Annotated in this window: 14 protein-coding genes and 1 pseudogene; 6 read left to right on the forward strand and 9 right to left on the reverse strand. The window is 53.2% G+C overall.

The genetic code is table 11. From position 1 onward, the window contains the following. Positions 1 to 60: 60 nt before the first annotated feature. The 3 genes from ACE6ED_RS16435 to ACE6ED_RS16445 are packed head-to-tail and all read left to right on the forward strand — an operon-like array spanning position 61 to position 1,973. Entirely contained in the window at positions 61 to 231 is a 171-nt protein-coding gene (locus tag ACE6ED_RS16435; RefSeq protein WP_410828281.1) for a hypothetical protein, read from the forward strand. Then, positions 216 to 452 (forward strand): RidA family protein, encoded by a 237-nt coding sequence (locus ACE6ED_RS16440; RefSeq protein ID WP_410828282.1) that lies wholly within the window; start codon positions 216 to 218, stop codon positions 450 to 452. Before ACE6ED_RS16435 ends, ACE6ED_RS16440 begins: the two co-directional genes overlap by 16 nt. A gap of 24 nt (positions 453 to 476) precedes the next feature. Beyond that, positions 477 to 1,973, forward strand: a complete 1,497-nt coding sequence (locus ACE6ED_RS16445; RefSeq protein WP_410828283.1) for a monooxygenase — start codon at positions 477 to 479, stop codon at positions 1,971 to 1,973. A 213-nt stretch (positions 1,974 to 2,186) separates the two neighbouring features. Here the strand turns inward: ACE6ED_RS16445 and tnpA are convergent. The 3 genes and pseudogenes from tnpA to ACE6ED_RS16460 all read right to left on the reverse strand — a co-directional run bounded on the left by tnpA (position 2,187) and on the right by ACE6ED_RS16460 (position 6,763). Continuing rightward, positions 2,187 to 2,662 (reverse strand): annotated as a pseudogene (gene tnpA / locus ACE6ED_RS16450) (IS200/IS605 family transposase). A gap of 264 nt (positions 2,663 to 2,926) precedes the next feature. Next, complete coding sequence (gene arr, locus ACE6ED_RS16455; RefSeq protein WP_410828284.1) at positions 2,927 to 3,343, reverse strand: NAD(+)--rifampin ADP-ribosyltransferase; 417 nt, start codon at positions 3,341 to 3,343, stop codon at positions 2,927 to 2,929. A gap of 798 nt (positions 3,344 to 4,141) precedes the next feature. Next, positions 4,142 to 6,763 (reverse strand): adenosylcobalamin-dependent ribonucleoside-diphosphate reductase, encoded by a 2,622-nt coding sequence (locus tag ACE6ED_RS16460; RefSeq protein WP_410828313.1) that lies wholly within the window; start codon positions 6,761 to 6,763, stop codon positions 4,142 to 4,144. 614 nt (positions 6,764 to 7,377) lie between these two features. On the opposite strand from ACE6ED_RS16460, the gene ACE6ED_RS16465 reads away from it, so the two are divergent. Together ACE6ED_RS16465 and ACE6ED_RS16470 are read left to right on the forward strand one after the other, a co-directional pair. Next, the gene (locus tag ACE6ED_RS16465) at positions 7,378 to 9,117 is read left to right on the forward strand and encodes a DEAD/DEAH box helicase (RefSeq protein ID WP_410828285.1); all 1,740 of its coding nucleotides are present in this window, start codon (positions 7,378 to 7,380) and stop codon (positions 9,115 to 9,117) included. Then, complete coding sequence (locus ACE6ED_RS16470) at positions 9,114 to 10,334, forward strand: YqhG family protein (protein WP_410828286.1); 1,221 nt, start codon at positions 9,114 to 9,116, stop codon at positions 10,332 to 10,334. The genes ACE6ED_RS16465 and ACE6ED_RS16470 overlap by 4 nt, the downstream gene beginning before the upstream one ends. A 204-nt stretch (positions 10,335 to 10,538) precedes the next feature. Here the strand turns inward: ACE6ED_RS16470 and ACE6ED_RS16475 are convergent, their stop codons facing one another. Continuing rightward, positions 10,539 to 10,772: a hypothetical protein gene (locus ACE6ED_RS16475; protein ID WP_410828287.1), complete on the reverse strand. Its 234-nt coding sequence runs from the start codon at positions 10,770 to 10,772 to the stop codon at positions 10,539 to 10,541. 182 nt (positions 10,773 to 10,954) lie between these two features. On the opposite strand from ACE6ED_RS16475, the gene ACE6ED_RS16480 reads away from it, so the two are divergent. Beyond that, complete coding sequence (locus tag ACE6ED_RS16480) at positions 10,955 to 11,785, forward strand: hypothetical protein (protein ID WP_410828288.1); 831 nt, start codon at positions 10,955 to 10,957, stop codon at positions 11,783 to 11,785. A 107-nt stretch (positions 11,786 to 11,892) separates the two neighbouring features. Here the strand turns inward: ACE6ED_RS16480 and ACE6ED_RS16485 are convergent, their stop codons facing one another. From ACE6ED_RS16485 to ACE6ED_RS16505, 5 genes are all read right to left on the reverse strand, one after another. Further along, positions 11,893 to 13,539 (reverse strand): extracellular solute-binding protein, encoded by a 1,647-nt coding sequence (locus tag ACE6ED_RS16485; protein ID WP_410828289.1) that lies wholly within the window; start codon positions 13,537 to 13,539, stop codon positions 11,893 to 11,895. Between the two features lie 216 nt (positions 13,540 to 13,755). Then, positions 13,756 to 15,162 (reverse strand): response regulator transcription factor, encoded by a 1,407-nt coding sequence (locus ACE6ED_RS16490; protein ID WP_410828290.1) that lies wholly within the window; start codon positions 15,160 to 15,162, stop codon positions 13,756 to 13,758. Then, a complete protein-coding gene (locus ACE6ED_RS16495) occupies positions 15,155 to 16,903 on the reverse strand; it encodes a sensor histidine kinase (protein ID WP_410828291.1) in 1,749 nt (582 codons plus the stop codon). The genes ACE6ED_RS16490 and ACE6ED_RS16495 overlap by 8 nt, the downstream gene beginning before the upstream one ends. A gap of 138 nt (positions 16,904 to 17,041) precedes the next feature. Further along, on the reverse strand, positions 17,042 to 18,820 hold the full coding sequence (locus ACE6ED_RS16500; RefSeq protein ID WP_410828292.1) for an extracellular solute-binding protein: 1,779 nt from the start codon (positions 18,818 to 18,820) through the stop codon (positions 17,042 to 17,044). 343 nt (positions 18,821 to 19,163) lie between these two features. After that, entirely contained in the window at positions 19,164 to 20,054 is an 891-nt protein-coding gene (locus ACE6ED_RS16505; RefSeq protein ID WP_410828293.1) for a carbohydrate ABC transporter permease, read from the reverse strand. Between the last annotated feature and the right edge of the window lie 11 nt (positions 20,055 to 20,065).

Genomic DNA, 20,065 nt, shown 5'->3' on the forward strand with positions numbered 1-20,065 from the left:
TACAAGTAATAAAAAAGATTCCAACGAAACAATAATTAATGAGGAGGTGCATATCTGCCTATGGAAATCGTGAACCCGAAGACTTTGACGGATAGGGTTACATCTGTTATTTCTCATGTTGTGGTAACTACTGCCTCTAAACTGGCCTTCATCTCAGGTCAGGTTGCTGTAGATGAAACAGGCGCATTGGTCGGTTCAGGGGACTATTACGCACAGTGTTCACCAATCTAAAGCACGCATTAGAAGCCGCACAAGCGGAACCCCTGTACATTGCAAAAATGAATATTTTTGTGGTAAACCATAACCCCGAATTGATTTCGATTATTTTTGACGCCGGAACTCATGTGTTTGGATCTAACTGGCCGAAGACAGCAAGTACCTATATAGGCGTTCAAGCACTTGCCGATCCTGAATGGCTTATCGAAATAGACGCTATCGTGATCTTTCCATAATGTTTAAGAAAAGAGGTGATTTATATGAATTATGAAGTCATCCTTATCGGTGGCGGACCTGTCGGGATGATGTTGGCTGGAGAGTTGGCATTAGCCGGTGTAAAGGTCTGCGTCATTGAGCGATTAAAAGAGACAACCCCATATTCACGTGCGCTTACCGTACATCCACGAACCCTTGAAATATTAGATATGCGTGGAGTGAAATCACAATTAATCAGTAAAGGCCGCTTACTTTCGAGAGGACATTTTGCCGGATTAGAGACACCTTTAGATTTCTCGGTGTTGGATTCTTCCTCCAATTACACTCTCTTTTTACCGCAGAGTGAAACGGAGAAGGTGCTCGAGGAACGGACGCTTAGCCTTGGCGCAGAGGTCTGGAGAGAGGTTGAGGCTCTATCTGTGCATCAGGATGAGGATGGGGTAGACGTTAAGATCGCCGGACCTAATGGGGAAACAACGTTAAGATCTGCTTATGTGGTAGGTACGGACGGAGCCAGAAGTTTGGTTCGCAAACATGCCAATATCTCCTTTGAAGGCACAGACGCGACCTTCACGGCTATCCTGGGGGATGCCGTTCTATCTGAGTTGGCTCCTATGAGTGTCCTATCCCGGATTACAGAAAAAGGTTTGGTCAGCATCATGCCGGTCAATGATCATATGTACCGGATCTTAATTATCGACATGGAGAGACGTAACATCTCTAAGGATGAGACCGTTACATTGGAAGAATTTCGTTCATCGATCATCCGTACGACCGGAAGCGACCTGGGATTAAACGATGTGAAATGGATGTCCCGTTTCGGAAATGCTACGCGGCAAGCGGGACGCTATCGGAAGGGTCGCTTGTTTTTGGCGGGAGATTCGGCGCACATTCATTTTCCCGCTGGCGGGCAGGGAATGAACGTCGGATTACAAGAAGCGATGAACTTAGGCTGGAAGCTTGCGGGAGCAATTAAAGGCTGGGCTCCGGACTGGCTATTGGACAGTTATCATACCGAACGTTTCCCATGGAATACGGCCTTGCTCCGGAATACCGAGGTTCAAACCCTGCTTCTGGACGCGACTCCTCCCATCACAGAACTGCGAAGCATGCTGGCTAATCTGATTCAAATACCAGAGGCTAATTATCAAATCGCTGCACAAATTTCCGCAATTGATGTACATTATGCTCCCGACGCCGAAGCGCCTTCCCACCCTTTAAATGGGAAGCGGTTCAAGGATCTCGGCTTAAAGCTGAAAGACGGGCAATGGATTAACTCCTACCCGCTCCTGCACAAAGGTACCTTTCTTCTGCTGCTTTTCCATTCAAATGAACAAAATAGCGGCCAATGGGAAACGTATAGCAATCTCCAAGTTGTGCATGCCTCTTTGGCTGAGGCCGACGCGGATTGGAACGACGTCCACACGGCGCTTATTCGGCCGGATGGACATATTGCCTGGGCGATTCCTCTATCCGATCCGAATCCAATGCAAACAATAAACGAAGGAATCACTCGCTGGTGCGGAAACATTACGGATTAGGTAATTCGTTTGAGGTGTGTAACCGCCTTCCCTTACCTATGAGTCTGATCTAATCAAACGACAGGTTAAATAATCAGAACCACCCGTCCAACGGGTGGTTTGCTCTTGGGGTATAACCCCCTGTTGCCAAACTGCGCCTAAAGACGCTAGCCTGACCATAAAATTGTTCAGGCTCAGTGTTGTTTGTCTCTTTCACTTACCAGTTAAACTGGTTTACTTCTTTTTGCTACTGGTTCTGTTAAATGGATCTTCGTACTCTTTTACACTCAATTTATCTCCATTGCTTGGTCATGTGCTTCCTGCTCACGTATATACTTAGCGACGGTGGCCTCATTCAGGCCCACAGTGCTGACGTAGTACCCCTCCGCCCCAAATTTTCGATTGCCATATTTATACTTCAAGCTAGCATGCTTCTCAAATATCATGAGCGAACTTTTTCCCTTTAGATATCCCATGAAGGATGATACGGAAATCTTTGGAGGTATTGCCACCAACCTATGTACATGGTCTGGCATCATGTGACCTTCTATAATCTCCACTCCCTTGTATTTACATAAGCGTTTGAATATCTCGATTAAGTCTTTCCTTACTTGATTGTAGATCTCTTTCCGTCTATACTTCGGGGTGAACACGATATGGTATTTGCACATCCACTTCGTGTGAGCTAAACTATAGCTCTTGTTTGCCATCTAAGACCATTCCTTTCACTATTGAGCCTGAACATCTCAATTTTATTGGAATGGTCTTGTTGGTCAAACCCTAGATCCCTCCACCCGCATAGCGGGTGGTTTTTTGTTTCGCGCGTTTCACGCACTCAACTGGCTAAAGCCGTAATAAAAAAACGCTCCTCATTTCGGGGAGCGTCAAAATTGATTGCTATAACTTCACTGTTCAGCTACTTCTTCATTTGATTGGTTATCATGCTTGTCCTGAATTTGTCATCGTAGCAGGAATCAATCGTAGATAACATTTTTTCCTTCTTCAGTTAACTTTTTTAAAGACTCAAGCATATGATTGATTTCTTCATCAGAATGCCTTTCCCAGGAACCTAATTCTGCAACTATTTTTAAGGGGAATTTAGATCTGTATGAACGTGTTGGGTTTCCAGGAAATCTTTTATCGGTCAAATTCGGATCATTTTCAAATTCGCCTAAAGGTTCTACAATATAAATTCTTTCTTTTGCATCAGATCTTGCTAATTCAGCACCCCATTTTGCAGCGTTTAATGTTCCGGTAAAATAGATGTGGTTAGACTTTTTATCCTGATAATTGGATAAGTACAACGGTTCAAGCAGGTCTCCAATTTTCAATTCTGCTTTTGTACCATGAAAAAACGGTCCAGGATCCAAGACATTGTTTTTGTCATCCATATAACCACATCCCTTATGTTTTTAGACTTGCGTGTAACAGTATACGGCAAGCCATGGCCGAAAAACAGTCTATAAATCATCCTCTGACAGCGTTATAATAGAAGTAGAGGATAAGATGTTACCGGAAACCAATCATTTAAAATAAAAAAAGACTGCTAAATATTCAGCAGTCTCCAGCTGTCGAGAACGTATCGGCAGCTTTTTTTATGGCTATTTGATTTAGCTAGTGTTTTTATGCTGCGTAACCGGGAAAAGGACTAACTTATGCGTTTGTCAACGCCGAGGTTTTGTTCCTAAAGATTTCTATATGTTGACCCTTCCTTATGGCAATATATACCTAGTAACTTCGCTGAAAATTTAGGAGCAGAGTCATGTTGAAAAAGAGAATTTTTTTTCTCACTACATTAGTCACGCTGTTATTGTTACTTCCGCTTGTTAATATTTTATCTGTGAGTGTAGTTGATGCACGTACATACGTTCATGGATATTACCGAAGCAACGGTACTTATGTTAAAGGATATTACAGAGGTGGTGGTGGTTCCAGTTCCAGTCCCTCTTTGATTTGGAATACACGCCTATATTAAAAAGAATCACCACCCTATTCTTTCAAGAGGGCATAAATTTATACAAAAAGGCTGGATTGAGTCAAGACGAAGCTACCACACAAACAGTGATTGATATTATCTTGTTCATTTATTAATAAGGTGATATTAAAAAACGGACCCCTTATATCAGGAGTCCGTTTTTTGTTTCTTTGTAAATATCAAATTATATACCTTCTCACACAATATTGGTGGGTTACCCACACCGGCTGTACCCGCAGTTGCCGCAGGTTTTGCAGCCCTCAATGTTGATCAGCGAAGCGGTGCCGCAGGACGGGCACAGGTCGCGGGAAGCGGCGGAATGATTATGGCCGGCATGGCCGCCATGTCCCTGGTCAGCCGCCGGGGTTTCCTCCAGCTCCAACGTGGCCGCGATCGGCGCGGAGTCATGATGGTCGTCATGCACACCGCTTTGCACGTGCGTTTCCAGCGCCTTGGCGACGGCGTCCGCGATCGATTCCACACGGTTAGCGCCAAAGCCGATTGCGCCCGATCCGCCGATGCCTTTCAGGTGCTTGATCAGCAGCTCCACTTTCTCCCCGTGGTCACCGTAACGCAGGAACAGCGAGCACACACGGCCCAGCGCTTCCGCCATAGCGAAGACGTCGGAACCGGCTTTGCCGACATTCAGGAAAATTTCGGCCGGGATGCCGTTCAGGTCGTTGATCGTAATATACGCCATTCCAAACGGCGTATTGATTTTATAGGTTGCGCCTCGCAGCACCTGCGGGCGTTTTTTGTACTGCTGTTTGCCGGAAGCGGAAGCTGGAGCCGACGCAGCATTTACCACCGCCGGAGCAGCAGCTTGTACCGCGGTTTCAGCCGGAGCTTCAGCCGGCTCGGCACCGGAAGCGGCGGCGGTATCGTTCAGCGGCGCATCCTTTTTGTCTTCTTTTTTCTCAGTCTGCAGGACCTGGGTATCGCGGCTGCCGTCACGGTAAATCGTTACGCCTTTGCAGCCCAGATCGAACGCCAGCTCATACAGCTCTTTTGTTTCTTCCACCGTAAAGTCGGACGGACAGTTCGCCGTCTTCGAAATCGAGCTGTCTACCCAGCGCTGGATGGCGGCCTGTACGCGGATATGATCTTTGGCGGACAGGTCCATCGAAGTGACAAAATACTCCGGCAGCTCTTCGCCCGGATGCGACTCCAGCCATTCCTGGGCAATCGGGACAAACTGCTCATCGAAGCCAAGCCGGCTTTGACGGAAATATTTAAAGGCAAAGTATGGTTCGATCCCGGTCGACGTGCCGACCATCGTTCCCGTACTGCCGGTAGGCGCCTGGGTGATGACAGTCACGTTGCGCATGCCCTGCGATTCGATGGCGTCGCCCACTTCCGGGTAAACCTCAAGCATATTTTTCATAAAGCCGGACATCAGGTATTTCTCGGCGTCAAACGCCTGGAACGACCCTTTTTCACCCGCAATGTCGGACGAGGCCAGGTAAGCTTCGCGGGCCATAAATCCGTACAGCTTATCAAGGAACTCCAGCGATTCCGGGCTGCCGTAACGGATGTTCAGCTTGATCATCAGCTCGGCCAGACCCATCGTTCCGAGACCGACGCGGCGTTCCTTTTTCTGGTTCGCTTCATTTTCCGCAAAGTGGTAAGGCGTTTTGTCGATGACGTTGTCCAGGAAACGGACGGAGTAACGTGTCGTTGTAGCCAGCTCTTCCCAAGCCACGTCATGGCGCTCCTCGTCATAGAACTTGGAGAGGTTGACGGCCGACAGGTTGCAGACGCCCCAGCCCGGCAGACCCTGCTCGCCGCAAGGGTTCGTACAAATAATCGGGTTAAAATACCAGCTGTTCGACATCTGGTTGTAATATTCCATGAATACAACACCCGGCTCGGCCGATTTCCAGGCAGACTCAATGATCGTGTGCCAGATTTCGCGCGCTTTGACGGTACGGTAAGGGATAACCTTGCGGCCGGCCGCTTTCCATTTGTCGAGATCGCCGTCCCACACTTCGTTGTAGTCAGGATCGGTTGTGTCCGGGAACACAAGCACCCAATCGAGGTCTTCCTTGACGGCCTTCATGAAGTCGTTGCTGACGCAGACGGACAGGTTCGCGTTGGTGACTTGGCCCATCGTCTGTTTGACGGTGATAAAATCCAGCACATCCGGGTGCCAGTCGTTGATCATCAGCATCAGCGCGCCGCGGCGGCTTCCGCCCTGTTCGATCAGACCCGTCGTGTAGCTGAACAATCCGCCCCAGGAAACTGCACCGCTGGAAGACCCGTTTACGCCTTTGACTACGGCACGTCTCGGACGGAGCGAAGACAGGTTAATGCCGACCCCGCCGCCTCTGGCCATAATTTCGGTCATTTCGGACAACGTCTCCATGATTCCGCCCCGGCTGTCTTTGGGAGACGGCACCACGTAGCAGTTAAACAACGTCAGTTCATCGCTTGCGCCCGCGCCTGCCGCGATCCGTCCGCCTGGAACCAGTTTCCAGTCATCCAAAATACTGCGGAACCGCTTTGTCCACAATTCCTGAAGCTCCGGCGTTTTTTCGACGGAAGCCATGGCCGAAGCCAGCCGGTCCCACATTTCTTCCGGCGTTTTTTCGATGTTCAGCGTAAGCTTTTCCACTTCGGACTGAACCAGTTCGCCGCGGCGGGTCTTGACGGTTACCGTACGGCCGTTCCGCTCGACAATTTCGCCGACTTCCTTGGTCGGGAACTTCGGATCGTCTTTGGTTAAAACGAGAACGACATCGCCAACCTTGGCGTTATTCGTGTCGGCATCTTTCCACGCGTAACGGTCCAAAAAAATCTTTTCGCTCAAGCCTTCCAGACGCTGTTTTTTCTCCATGGTGCTCAATCTAACGACCTCCCGGTAAGTATAATTAGCCTTTGCATCTTTTCGGGGAACTCCGCTCGCGGTATGTCTCGGGATAAGCTATGCTGATCCGAAGCACGCCGCTTTTACAAAGCGCTGTGATAAGCGGAAATTCAAAAACCAATGCAGCAGGCTGATGATAAAAAAGGTCTTACTGTATGTTCAGGCAAAGGATGAGTATAAGCAACTCACAGCATCCTTCCTTCCGGCCAAGCGCTTTCCCTCAAATAGCGGAAGAAAAGGATCCTGTCAATTACAATAACCCCTGTATATCGGCCTTCAAACGGTTTTTTAACGTATTTGTCACAATATATGGTGTATCGCAGCTTCTAAACTATACCACATATTGTTACGAAGTTCGCAATCTGAAATGGAGGAAACTAGGCGGACGAACAGCGGAAGATGTCCCGATTGCTCTTTTTTTCTCGTTTTTTTGCAGGTTCGCTCGAAAAAAATCCGGCCGCTTCTCCCCCGTTAAACGCCCCTTTTGCCGTGCAAGGAAAGCCTTAGCAGGTTATGAGATCCGCCAATTCCGCCCATAATAAGTCTACGACTGTCTAGGCACTATTACCGGAGGAGGCGCTCATATGACGCGATTGACCCCCAAGCCTGCCGCTCCGGCCGCCGGTACGCCCGCGCCGCAGCTGCCTGTCCCGCTGGTGTTCGACCGGGGCTGGCTGAACGAACTGGAGACACGATATGAAAAAGGCGGGCCCTGGGGAGACTGGCGGCTGTCCCGGCTGGCTGAACGCGGCGAAGAGGCCGGACTGGTAACCAGCTTTGAAGAACTGCAGTGCGTCAAGCATTTATCCGGCTTATCCCCGCTGCCCCATCAGATTGATACGGCGCGCAGGGTGCTGTTTGAAATGTCGGGCCGGGCCATTCTCGCGGACGAAGTAGGATTAGGGAAGACGATTGAGGCCGGTCTGATTTTAAAAGAATATCTGGTCCGCGGCCTGGTATCGCGCGTGCTGATTCTGGTCCCCGCTTCGCTGGTGCTGCAGTGGGTCCGGGAACTGAACACAAAGTTCGGCATCTCTGCGGTCGCCCAGAAAAAAGCCTACACCTGGGGCAGCGACATCGTTGTCGCTTCCATGGATACCGCCAAACGCGATCCGCACAAACAGCTGCTCCTGGAGAGCGAATACGACATGCTGATTATCGACGAAGCCCACAAGCTGAAGAACAAAAAAACTTCCAATTATATATTCGTCCAGCAGCTCCGCAAAAAATACTGCCTGCTCCTGACCGCAACGCCGGTGCAAAACGATATGAGCGAGCTGTTTAATCTGATTACGCTGCTGAAGCCCGGCCAGCTGGGCGGGCACAGCGATTTTGCCGCCAACTTTGTGGTCGACAAGCGGCAGCCGAAAAACGAGGAGCAGCTGCGCGGCGAGCTGTCCAAAGTCATGATCCGCAACCGCCGGGGCGACGGCCCGGTCGCTTTTACCAAACGCCATGTCCGCAACGTCCCGCTGACGCTTTCCGCCGAAGAAAAGTCATTATATGACGGGGTCACAGCCTTTGTCAAAGACCAGTATCAGGCATCCGGCGGCAACCTGAGCAGCATGCTTTCCCTGGTAACGCTTCAGCGGGAGGTGTGCAGCAGCCGGGACGCGGTTTTTTTGACACTGGCCAATCTGACAAAAAAGCTGCCGGATGATTCTCCTCTGTTTGAGCGGGTGATGGATCTTCTGCGCACCATTCGAACGGTCAAAGCCAACACGAAGGCGGAGAAAACGATTTCGCTCATCAAGGACATGCAGGAAAAAACGATCGTGTTCACGGAATACCGGGCAACCCAGGAGTACCTGCTGCATTATTTTCGCGAGCACGGAATTCACAGCGTTCCTTATTCCGGCGGCATGAACCGCGGCAAAAAGGACTGGATGATGGATTTGTTCCGCGGACGCGCCCAGGTCATGATTGCCACCGAAGCGGGCGGCGAAGGCATCAACCTGCAGTTCTGCCACCATATGATCAACTTTGACCTCCCGTGGAACCCGATGCGGGTCGAGCAGCGGATCGGCCGCGTACACCGGCTGGGACAGCAGAACGACGTGATGATCTACAATTTGTCCACTGTGGGAACGATCGAGGAGCATATCCTCCATCTGCTTCACGAAAAAATCAACATGTTCGAAATGGTCATCGGCGGGCTCGACGTTATTCTTGAGCGCTTCGAGCGCAGCGAGTCGCTGGAAAAAAGTCTGCTGAAGATCATGCTCGAATCGGACGGAGACGAAGATATCCGCCGCAAAATGGACCATCTCGGCCGGAGCCTGCACGAGCTGCGGCAGCATGTGGAGGAGGAGAGCACACAATGACGCTGGATGCACGGCAGGTCCGGGAACAGGTCCTGGAGTATCTGGAGGCGACCGAATGCACGATTCTCGAATCCTCCCCGCACCATGTCACGGTCAAGCTGTCGCCCCAAGCCGACAAAATGCTGACCGACCGCCCCTATTACTGGGGGTTTGTCGAACGCACCGGCGCGCCGCCGGAGACATTGTCCTTTACGTTTGTGTTTGACCCGGCAGCTTATGACGCGGGGCAAAAGGAAGCTCCGCCGCGGGGTGCAAGCGGCAATGCACCGGGCGTCGGCAACCCCGCGCGGATGCCGGGCGGACCAGCTCAGGCCCCCGGCAGTCTGGCAGGGGGCCAGGCCGGTGGTGCTGCAGGTCCCGGTGGATTAGCCGGCGGGCTAGCTTCTACCCCGGGCGCTTCGGCTCAAGGATCAGATGGCCCGTCTCCTGCCTCTGGGGCTCTGGCTCAAGGGCACAGCGGGCCGACTCCTGTCCCGGGCGGTTTACCGCAAGGCGCCAGCAGTCCGGCTGGCTCCCCGCCCCCTCCAGCCCAAGCCGCAGGCGCGCCCGCGGCACCGCAGGACACGATTCTCGGCCGGTATTTCGGGATCGTCCCTTCTCTGCCGCGGCTTGGACCCGGACTGATCCGCCGCGAAGACGTCGGATACGGCAGCCGCCGGCTCCGGCAGATTTGGTCCGCCGCCCGTGAGGAAGGCCGATACCTGTACCTGTTCGAAGAGCCCGGCAGAGAGCAGCGATCCGCTCCGCTGTCGGCCGCCTACGAACCTTGGCTCGGGCTGTGCTGCAAAATCGAATTCACCTGCGACCTGAAGCGCGAGGAGCTGCGGTTCCTGGGCGTATCGCTGGCCACGGGTGAAGTCGATGAGCGCTTTAAGCAGCGGCTTGGGCAGCGCGAGCTGATTCCCCGGCTGCCGGAGAACATGCATGTGCTGCCCCACGCTCTATCGCTCAAGCAGGGGGCTGACCGGCTGGAGACCACGCTTGCCGAGTCACTGGCAGGACAGGATTACGGCTGGGCGGAGCAGGCACGAAAGCGGCTGGCGCTGGAGCTTGGAATTGTCGACGCTTATTATCAGCCGCTGCTGGAGGAGCCTGACGAAGAAAAGCGGGCGGAGATCGAAGCCCAGTACCTCCGCCGCAAGGAAGAGATGACCTGGCAGTATGAGCCCAAAATCGCGGTAACCGTCGTTTCCTGCGGTTTGTACCATCTGCGCTAAGTCCGCTCCGTGCGACCAGGCTCGCTATAATCAGGCAAAAAATCAGCCGCACGCGGCTTAGCAGCGTGACAGCAAGCAACAGTCTTTTCAGCGGTTGTCCTGTACGATAACTATAGACTTGTCCTTGTCCGGTCAAGCCCTGACCGGACCGCCCGTTTTACTGAAAGGAGCGTTAAATGAAACCGTTATATAACTGGTTACGCCCTAAACGTACCGCGATACGTTGTACACTGTTGATCTCTTTTTGCATCGCCGCAGCCGTCCAGCTGTTCCCGGTTCAACCTGCACCGGCGTCTGCGGCTGCCGCGGGGCCGTCAGGTACGGAAACAGCCGCCCAAAAGGCCTCTGCTCCGGCAGCGCAACTAAACGCTTCATCAGCAGCTCAAGCAGCCGCTCCATCAGGGGTTCATACAGCCGCTTCACCAGAAGCTCACGCAACGTCTACATCAGCAGCTCAGACAGCCGATCTAGCAACCGCTCCCCCAACAGCCCAAAATGCCACTCAACCAACCGCTCCTACTCAAGCGACTGCTGCGCCAGCATCCCAAGCAGCCGCCACGCCAACACCTCAGAAAACCGGGCTGGTTCTGCCCGAAACCTCCGGACCGGCAGAGCTGCGGTTGTTCGTGAAAGAAGCTGTCGCCAAACTGGCCGCCGCTCCTCCTTTTACCGGATGGTCCGGTGCCGAACTCAAAATTCACCCGCTTGGCCCAGGCACCCACGGCTGGCTGGTGAATGTGATGCGCGGCGAGGAACGGATCGGTTATCTGATCATCGCAGCCAAAACGGACGGCGGCTACATGCTGAGTGAATACGGAGCAGGCACTGAAGGCCTGCCCTATAGTCTGACCGAACTGCGCCGGGTTTTGGCGCAGGATGCCCTTATTCCGATTTCTTCGATTCCGCGGGTAAAGCTGGAAGCGGTCTATCTGCCGCTTCGCCCGCTGTGGAAGCTTAGCGATGACACCGGCTCCGTCTACTATCTCCACGCATGGAAACCGGAGCTTCTGCCCCGGAGCGCAGCCGAACAGGCGCTAAACCAGCATAGCGCCCCGATCGGCGGGATCAATCGGGACTGGACTCCAGCTTCAGCCGAAGTAACCGCCGGAGCCGAAGAAGATGATCCGGCGGCAGACTTAAGCTGGCTTGCAGAGCCGCCGGTTACAATCGGGGCCGCCGCTTCTGGCAGCCTGTCGGGTGTGCTTGACCGGAGCCGAATCGTCTTCCGCAGCCGGACAGGCGGCGGACTGCTCGCGGCCCCGTTTATTCTCTCCGGCGTCCAACGCTGGACGGCCCTGCCGGACCAGCCCGACGAAGAAAGGCAGACCGAATACGCTGCGCTGCCAAATGGCGCCGGTGTACGTTTTGTTCCGCTCGGCGCACTGCTCCAGGAAAAAGGCAGCTTCCATCCGCTGCCTTCCGGCGAACCGGCTCCGCTTCCTCAAAGCTAGTTGCGGCCAAAAACCAAACGCTTCAGAAGAAGCGGGACATCACTTCCTTGAACTGCAGGCGCATCTTCACCTTTTCAGGGACTTACTCCTTTAGGATGTTCAATCCTTCAGGGAGAGACGGCCTCATTCACTTCGTTAGTAATTTTCTCGCCGCCCAGACGTTTCCACTCCCTGACAAACTCGTCAAAGGCGTCCACCGGCAGCTGTCCGGTAATGATTTTTAAAAAAGTCTCGTTCTCCAGCTCCGTAAGCATCTCCCAGCTGTCTTCCATCGCAGGGGTTGTTCCTACAAAAGCGCTGGCGGTGTTGACCAACTGCTGATTCAGCAGGGTGTTGACGCCTGATCCGTATGCGAGCGCATCCGACCAGGCGGCGGGCTGCTGCCGAAGAATCTTATCCTCCTGATAAATTCTTTTGTACAGCAGCCCCGTCTCTCTCGGGAGGTCCTCCAGCTTCGTTTTACCGGCCCGTACGGCCTCCATTTCCTTGTACCGCCGTGTCACGCCATCCGAGTCGTCGAGAATCAGATCGATGGGATAATAGTTGTGCAGCATAACGTTAGCGCGTTCGGCCTCCTCCTCCAGCTTGTCCACATCCGCCGTATGGGAATCTTCTTTGCGCTCCAGCCGGGTCAGCACATTAACCAGCTTGACCGCAGCTTCCGGATGTTCATACCCTTTGCGTACTACAAAAAAACGGTCCGAAACGGCTTCCCTATGCACACGGAAGGAACCGTCGGACTGCAGCGGCGCCGCGTACGCCTGCCAGTCGGCATCGGCGTCAAGGGACAGGAAGCCGCCAAGCGGCCAATAAGCCGCCCACCACGGACCAAAAAATGAACCCGTCCGGTTTTCAGCAATCGCGGTTTCCACGTTTTCGTTCAGAACGAATTCCGGGTCGATGAAGCCGCGGCTGTACCAGTCCGCCAGCCTGGCTAAAGCAGCTTTGTTTTCGGGTTGTATGGACCCGTAAACCACCCGGCCCGATGCGCTGCGGATCCAACTCTTAGGAAATGCGCCATAGCTGTTGAACACCGGGTCGAAGCCGCCGATAAACGGCTTTTTCCCGTAAACCAGCAGTTTATATCCCGGCAGCCCTGAGGTATTCTTTTGCCCGTCCCCGTCGGGGTCTCTTTCGGTAAACGCAGTCAAAATCCGCTCTACATCCTCCAAAGTCCGGGGAGGCGCAAGCTTCAGCTTCTCCAGCCAGTCGCGGCGCAGCCACAGCAGCGTCGTATAATCCGCTTCGATGGCAACATTCGGCAGTGCGTACAGTTTTCCTCCGCGGGTGGCGGCCGCAAGCGCCGCCCCATCGGTGGAAGCATAGATCTCTTTTACCTGCCGGGAAGCGTATTCGCTGTAAATTGGGGTTAACTCTTCGATCAGATCTGCCTCAATCAGCGCATCCAGCTGCTTCCGGCTGACCATCATCGCGTCGGGAAGATCGCCGCTCTCCATGGCCAGGTTGATTTTTTGCTCATACGCCGTCTCCCCTTCAGCTTCCCAGGGATGGACCACCCGGATATGGGTCAGTTTCTCGATATACGGAATGACCGGATTGTTGTCCAACACCGGAATGTGCAGGCCGATCCGGAGAGTAACCGGCTCTTGAAACTGGCCGAAGGCCGCCTCTTCCCCGGCGGGAACAGCCAGCAGCGGCCTGCCACCCGAAACGGGCGGATTAAGATCATTGCCGGTGCAGGCACCAAGCAAGACCAGCATGACACACCCCAAAAGAACCCGCCTTCTTGCCACCTGTCTCCTCCTCACCGCATCGCTATATAATACCCCCTACCGATTAAGTCCTGGTCCGGACCAGCCCCTTACCTAACCTATCCTGGCCCGGCTAAGTCCTTGCCAGGATATATTCCTGTCTGGATATGCCCCTTACCACACATGTCCCCTGTCAGCCTATATCTTTTCCAAATATGTTCCTGCGCTCCTCATCACCCGGACGGTAACCGCTGTCCCTCAAAACAGCTTCCCGCCCATCAGACGAAACTCGGTCGGGTATTTGCCGACCATATCCCGGAACAGCTTGCTGAAATACTTATCGTCCTCGAATCCGACCGACAGGGCGATCTCGTAAACCGGCGTATCGCTTTCAAGCAGGTAGGTTTTGGCCTGCTCCATCCGCATGGACCGGAGGACAACATTAAAGGGCTCCCCGGCGAACCGGGCAAAACATTGGCTGAAGTAACTCCGGCTCATTTTGACCTGGTCCGCCACTTCCGCCTGCGTAATTTTGCTGCAGGACATTTCCTTCATGTAAACCATCGCACCAATCATGCACAGCATCACCTCTTTGGTAAACCCAAGCTCCAGCGTCCGGGCCTGGACGTCGTTCGCAAAGCGGCGGAACCACTCCTTTTGCCCCTGCCACGTCCGGCAGCGCACAGCGGCGGACCGCAGCTGCCCGGCTTCGTCAGAGCTGAACAGAACCCCTTCCCAGTCTTTGCACAAGGCCTCCGAAACAGAACGAAGGACCCCGGCGGGCGGATGCTCCGCTTCAACCCTTTGGCACATCGCCTGCCAGTCCGCAGGGAGCAGCGTCCACTTCAGGTCGCCGAACAAACGGCTCCATTCCCCCGCGCCGCTGGCCGCATCCGCCGCCGCATACTGCGCGAGCTGCGTGTATTCCAGCATAACCGGAGCGGAAGGGTTCTCCTGGTAGTATAAGGCGTTGCCGAACCGCTCCAGCAGGTTCGACCGGACCTCCTCCATTGACCGGCCTTCCAAGCCGGTTACCATCGATATCACCCAGCGTTCCAAAAGACTCCGTGACAGATCCCGGCCAAGCTCCTGGCGCTTGACCGGACTTACGAGCGGAACGACGACCAGTTCTTCCAGTTGGACCAGCGGATTGCAGCGTACGGCCGACAGCTGAAACAGCTCGCTTTTGTCAGCCGCCGGAACAAGGGGTTTGAACACAAGACAGGATGAGGCGGAGGATTCGCCCACAGCAGACCCCTGGGAAAATGCGGCCTTCGAGGCTTCTTCCCAGCGGAAACGTTCGGCGATCCGCCCGATGGTTTCGTCCGCGTTTTCCGCTTCGAGCAGTGTTTTTACAACATAGTCGATCGCCCCCAGGCGCAGCGCTTCCTGAACGTATTCGAACTCATGGTGGCAGGTGAGCACCACGGACCGCACATGCGGAAACTGCTGCCGGACCAGCCGGATCAGTTCAAAACCGGACATGCCCGGCATCGTGATATCGACAAACAGCAGTTCGGCCCCCGTCTCCTTCAGCAGTTCAAGCGCGGTATGGCCGTCCGGGGCTTCCCCGACAATCACAATATCGAACGCCGCCCAATTCATCATGGAGATAAAGCCTTTGCGCACCAGTTTTTCATCGTCCACAACTATGGCTCTAATCATCGAAGTGCTCCTTTCCAAGCTTGGGGATCACAATGGTGACCACGGTGCCTTTGCCCGGCTCGCTTTCGATTCCTAGCTTCATCCGGTCCCCGTAAAATTGTTTCAGCATGCGGAACACGTACGACAAGCCGATGCCGAGTCCTCGTTTCCTGCCCGCCTCGTCGTCCGTAAAAATGTTGGCTGCCGTATCCGGATCCATGCCATTGCCGTTGTCCTTTACGGTTATAAGCACGCAGTCCGGCTCCAACTGCCGGATGGAAATATCCAGCTGCCCTTTGCGGTCGCTGGCTCCATGATAGATAGCGTTCTCCACGAGCGGCTGCAGCAGGAACCTGGGCACCGCCACATGCAGTGTCTCCTCCGCTATGTCCATCCGGAACTCAAATTCGTAATCGTACCGGATCCGCTGCAGCTCCATATAATTGCGCACCGCTTCTATTTCGTCCGCGATGGTCACAATCAGGCTGTTTTTGCCCAGGTTATAATGAAGCACTTTGATCAGAAGCGTCACCAGGCGGTCAATATCCTTTTGCCCGTTCATGCGGGCCATCCACTGCACGCTGTTGAGCGTGTTATGCAGAAAATGGGGGTTGATCTGGCTTAGCAGCTTTTCAATCTCAAACCGCCCTTTTTCTTTTTCGTTGGTTTTGACCGCCTCGATCAATACATTGATTTCATCCTTCATCTTCTGGAAATTCCCCAGCAAAAAGTCAAACTCCTCCACGTTGGTGTAAGCAACCGGGCGGGTTCGATTGTCCACCATCCGCACGATTTCCGCATTGACGTTACGCAGGGGCCGGTAAAACTGCTTCCAGATCATCCAGGCCAAAAAAATAGCGAACACCAGAGTCGCCAGGACCATCACGATCATAGTCTTGATCCAGTCATGCATTTCGCTGTTAAACGTGGCCCCGCTGACGGCAGTGACCAGCTGCCAGCCCTGCTGGCTTTTGAAACGGAACAGATGGTACCCGTGGGTCTTCTGGTAGCCGCTCCCGTTCTCCGTAACCGCCAGCTTCACCCCTTCCGGCCAACCGGGGTGGTCGGTGTATACGATCTCGCTGACATCATTCACCAGGAAATGGGCGACTTTCATTCCGTAGGATTGGTCGTTCAGGATGGTTTCGAATTGGCTGTAGTCGGTTTCCAGGTAGACAAAAACAGGGTGCTCGCCTTTTACCCGCATAAACCGCATTTCCGAAAACACCAGCTTACTGCGGGAGCTGTACTGGGTAGGATGCGGCCCGTAATACGCGCCCCCATTGTATTGAACGAACCGGGGAAGCCGGTCGCGGTCAAACCTGTCTTTGATGCTCAGATTGGTGAACAGTACGGGATCCGGGGCATCCGGCATGACATAAGCGGTTAATCCCAGGTAAGGGTTGGTGAAGTTAACCAGATTGATTTTTTCCTGGATAGACTCCAGAATCTGCGCTTTCTTGTAGACCTGCTTCTCTTGCAGATATCTGGATACCTCATTCACAAACTGGGCGTCCAGAGCAAACTGCTTGGAGGCAAAATCGAGATTTTTGATAGCGTTCTCAAGATTGGCCGCCTCCAGCTTGAGGCTGGCGTCTATCCCGCTTCTCACCTTGTTGGACAAAACGGAGTATACGGACGCGTAGGCAAGGGCGCCTACGAGCAAAAGCGGCAAAAGGGAATCGATTACCAGGTACAGGGCGAGCGTCCGGCGCAGGGATTTCTCCTTCCGTCTGCCTCGCTTGAACAGCCGTCCAATCAAACGGTAACACCTTCCCGCCATTTTTTTCTATCTATAGTTAATGTAACATCAGGCAGAATCTCGGGCAACAAAAAGCAAGAATGCGCTCCGGACGCATCCTTGCTTCTATGAACATATTACGCCAGCCGGCTGCGGCAGCTATTTCGCCGCTTTCCGGTATTCAAAGGTTTTTTGATTTTGCGCCTTGTTCCACTCCAGCACTTTGTCATACCCCAAGCCTTTGGCTTTTTCGGTCATTTCCTTTTTCAGGCTGTCAAACTCGGCTTGGTCTTTGGCAAACACCATCTTCCAGGAGTACTGTTTGATTACCGTAGCCACTTGGCCGCGAATCTGTTCCAGCTCTGTGCTCAATACTTCCGGAGCGGTGCCGGTGAAGATCGGTTTGTTAATGGCCAACTGGTTGTTTTTCTCCAGATACTCTTTTGGCGTGTTTGCGCCCATGGCCGCCCGCCAGTTCTCCGTCAGCTTGTTCGGAGTTTTGGCCAGCGTCGAAGACCACAGATTGTAATCGTAAGGCTCCCCGTTATCCGGGTTGACGGCCGTCAGTTTAAAGGTGGTATTGTTAATTTGGTTGCGGCCATCCTTCCAGGTACCGCCGCCGAACTCATCAGGAACCTGGGTGTCATTAGCCGGTAACGCCTGCTCGCCGAACGCGGTCAGCACCGGCTTTCCGTCCTTCAGCTCCCAGGCCATGCCTTCCGGACCATTGTTGGCGATCATCGAGCCTTCCGGGCTGTACAGCCAATCCAGGAACTCCATGATCCGCTCCGGATGCTCCGCTTTGGAGCCAATTGCCCACACCCGGTTTCCGCCATAAGGGTCAAACCCGTAGGAATACGTACGTTCTTCTTTGAACGGAACGAGTTCCATACCTTTGCCTTCAGCCAGTCTTTCCGGTGTGTTATACGTATCGTCAGCCCAGGAGAACATCGAGAACAGCACCTGGCCATCTTTGGTTTTGTTGATGACGTCGTCAAATTTTTGTGTCAGCGAATCGGGATCGACGAGGCCCATTTGGTTGGCGTCAAAATACAATTTCAAAGCCCGCAGGTAATACCCGTCTTCGTCCAGGATACCCTGAACCTTCTCCTCGTCTGCGGAAACCAAGGTGAAGGCGCCGGGGCTGAAGCCGTCGTTTTCTTCATAACCGTGCAGACCGGCCCAGGCTTTGGCCAGCATCATCATATTGCCGTCCCAATCCGCCCACATGGAGAACGCGTAGGTCGGGCGGCCGGTTTCGGTTTGCGGCTCGGCTTCCTGCATTTTTTTGAGCACAGGCAAATAGTCTTCCATCGTTTTGATTTCAGGTTTGCCGATTTTTTCGTAGAGGTCCCAGCGCAAGTTCGGGTGATAGGTCATTTCCTTGGCTTCAGATGGGCCCGGTTTGTCTTCTCCGACGTCAAATCCGATCCCGTAAACGCTGGACCCGCCGCCGAAGTTGGTTTTGTTTTTTTCGATCGCCTTGGGCGCGTATTTCAGGATGTTTTTGCCGTAATTGTCCAAAAGACCGTCTTTGGTCCAGTCCGTCAGCATGCCGGCATCAATGGCGTCCCGGTATTTTTGGCCGTCGTCGCCGAATACCACCAGATCGCCCAGATCGCCCGAGGACATCATGGCGTTGAACTTCACATCGCCCCCGCCCTCCAGGTTGGAGGAAATAATGTTCAGCTTGATATTAAATTTGTCCTTTACCACCTTGGCAAACCAGCCGGTTTGCTCGCCCGAGAAATTGGACAGCATGCTGAAGACGTCGATGGTGTATTCTTCCCGGTTGGCCGTTTCGCCAGTTCCTGACGAAACGCTAGGGGCTGACGCGGATGGAGAGCTTGCATTATTGTTATTTGAACAGGCTGCCGAACTCATAACTAATGCACTTGCCAAAAGCAGTAAAGACCCTATTCTTCTAGTTTTTTTCAAAAACCTTCGCCTCCCTTTTATCATTCCATCCCATTCAAAGCTATCGGTATGACGTGGCCTCACCCTTGCTGAGCCAACCACCCCCTTAAATCCATCTATATAGATTGAACTTAAGAAAGACAGGTGGAATGGAACTGACACTGCGGCGAATTTGGGACTTCCGGTTGCTGTTATTTTCGGAGTTCTTGATTGGTATTCCTGATTTAGTGGTAGAACTCCGAAAATAAAGGCAATCGCGTTCGCTCCTCCATCTCCAAATTGCCTCCGTGTCCTCTCCTCTCTCCTGTCATTCAATAGTTCAATCTGTATATTTGTTATCCGGTTCAGTTCAGCGCGAGAGGCATCAGCCTTTTACCGCGCCAATCATAATGCCTTTGACGAAATACCGCTGGAAAAACGGATAAACAAACAGGATAGGCAGCACGACAATCATGGATACGGTTGTCCGGATGGACGTCGCCGTCTGCATATTGGACAAATCCATGCTGGCCGAGCCTTGGGAATTCCGGATAATGGCCGCCAGGGAAGTTGATTCATTCAAATATTTGTACAAGACAAACTGCAGCGTATAGTACTTGGAGTCCGTCATCAGGAAGACCGTGTCGATAAAGGAGTTCCACTGGGCAACCGCCGCAAAAATGGCGATGGTGGCCAGGATCGGCGTGATCAGCGGAAACACGATTTTGATAAATAAAGTCATGAGGCCCGCCCCGTCCATTTCCGCCGATTCCTGCAGCACTTCGGGAATGGATTCCACAAAGGTTTTTACAAGAATGATGTAAAAAGGAGAAACGATGGTCGGAAGAATATACGCCAGGAAGTTGTTAGTCAGGTTAAGGTTCATCATAATGATGAACCACGGAATGATGCCGGCGTTGAAGTACATCGTAATGACAACGAACCGGTACCAGAACCGCCGCGCCCACATTTTCCGCTTCGTGAACAGGAAGCCAAGGAATGCAGAGCCGAGAACGGTCAACGCGGTGCCAATGACTGTCCGGCCCACCGAAACGAGCGTAGCCTGACCCAGCCCTTTCAGCTTAAGAACCTCAATGTAGTTGCTGAAGTGAATCCCCTTGGGCCAGAAGGTTACAAGACCGCGGGAGCTTAAATCGTTATTGCTGATGGTGTTGATAAAAAGATAATAAAACGGAAACACGCACATCAGGGTAAAGAGACCAAACAGCGTATAGTTAATGATGTTGAATGTGCGGTCGCCAAGTTTGCTGCGCATAACAACTCCTC

Source organism: Paenibacillus nanchangensis, assembly GCF_046543445.1.
Taxonomy (GTDB): Bacteria; Bacillota; Bacilli; order Paenibacillales; family Paenibacillaceae; genus Paenibacillus_AQ; species Paenibacillus_AQ nanchangensis.

What these genes read in the sequence shown, in the direction of transcription:
- ACE6ED_RS16435 (WP_410828281.1), top strand. Translation starts at nt 61, where the DNA reads ATGGAAATCGTGAACCCGAAGACTTTGACGGATAGGGTTACATCTGTT.
- ACE6ED_RS16460 (WP_410828313.1), bottom strand. Translation starts at nt 6,763, where the DNA reads ATGGAGAAAAAACAGCGTCTGGAAGGCTTGAGCGAAAAGATTTTTTTG.
- ACE6ED_RS16490 (WP_410828290.1), bottom strand. Translation starts at nt 15,162, where the DNA reads ATGATTAGAGCCATAGTTGTGGACGATGAAAAACTGGTGCGCAAAGGC.
- ACE6ED_RS16505 (WP_410828293.1), bottom strand. Translation starts at nt 20,054, where the DNA reads ATGCGCAGCAAACTTGGCGACCGCACATTCAACATCATTAACTATACG.
- arr (WP_410828284.1), bottom strand. Translation starts at nt 3,343, where the DNA reads ATGGATGACAAAAACAATGTCTTGGATCCTGGACCGTTTTTTCATGGT.
- ACE6ED_RS16465 (WP_410828285.1), top strand. Translation starts at nt 7,378, where the DNA reads ATGACGCGATTGACCCCCAAGCCTGCCGCTCCGGCCGCCGGTACGCCC.
- ACE6ED_RS16445 (WP_410828283.1), top strand. Translation starts at nt 477, where the DNA reads ATGAATTATGAAGTCATCCTTATCGGTGGCGGACCTGTCGGGATGATG.
- ACE6ED_RS16470 (WP_410828286.1), top strand. Translation starts at nt 9,114, where the DNA reads ATGACGCTGGATGCACGGCAGGTCCGGGAACAGGTCCTGGAGTATCTG.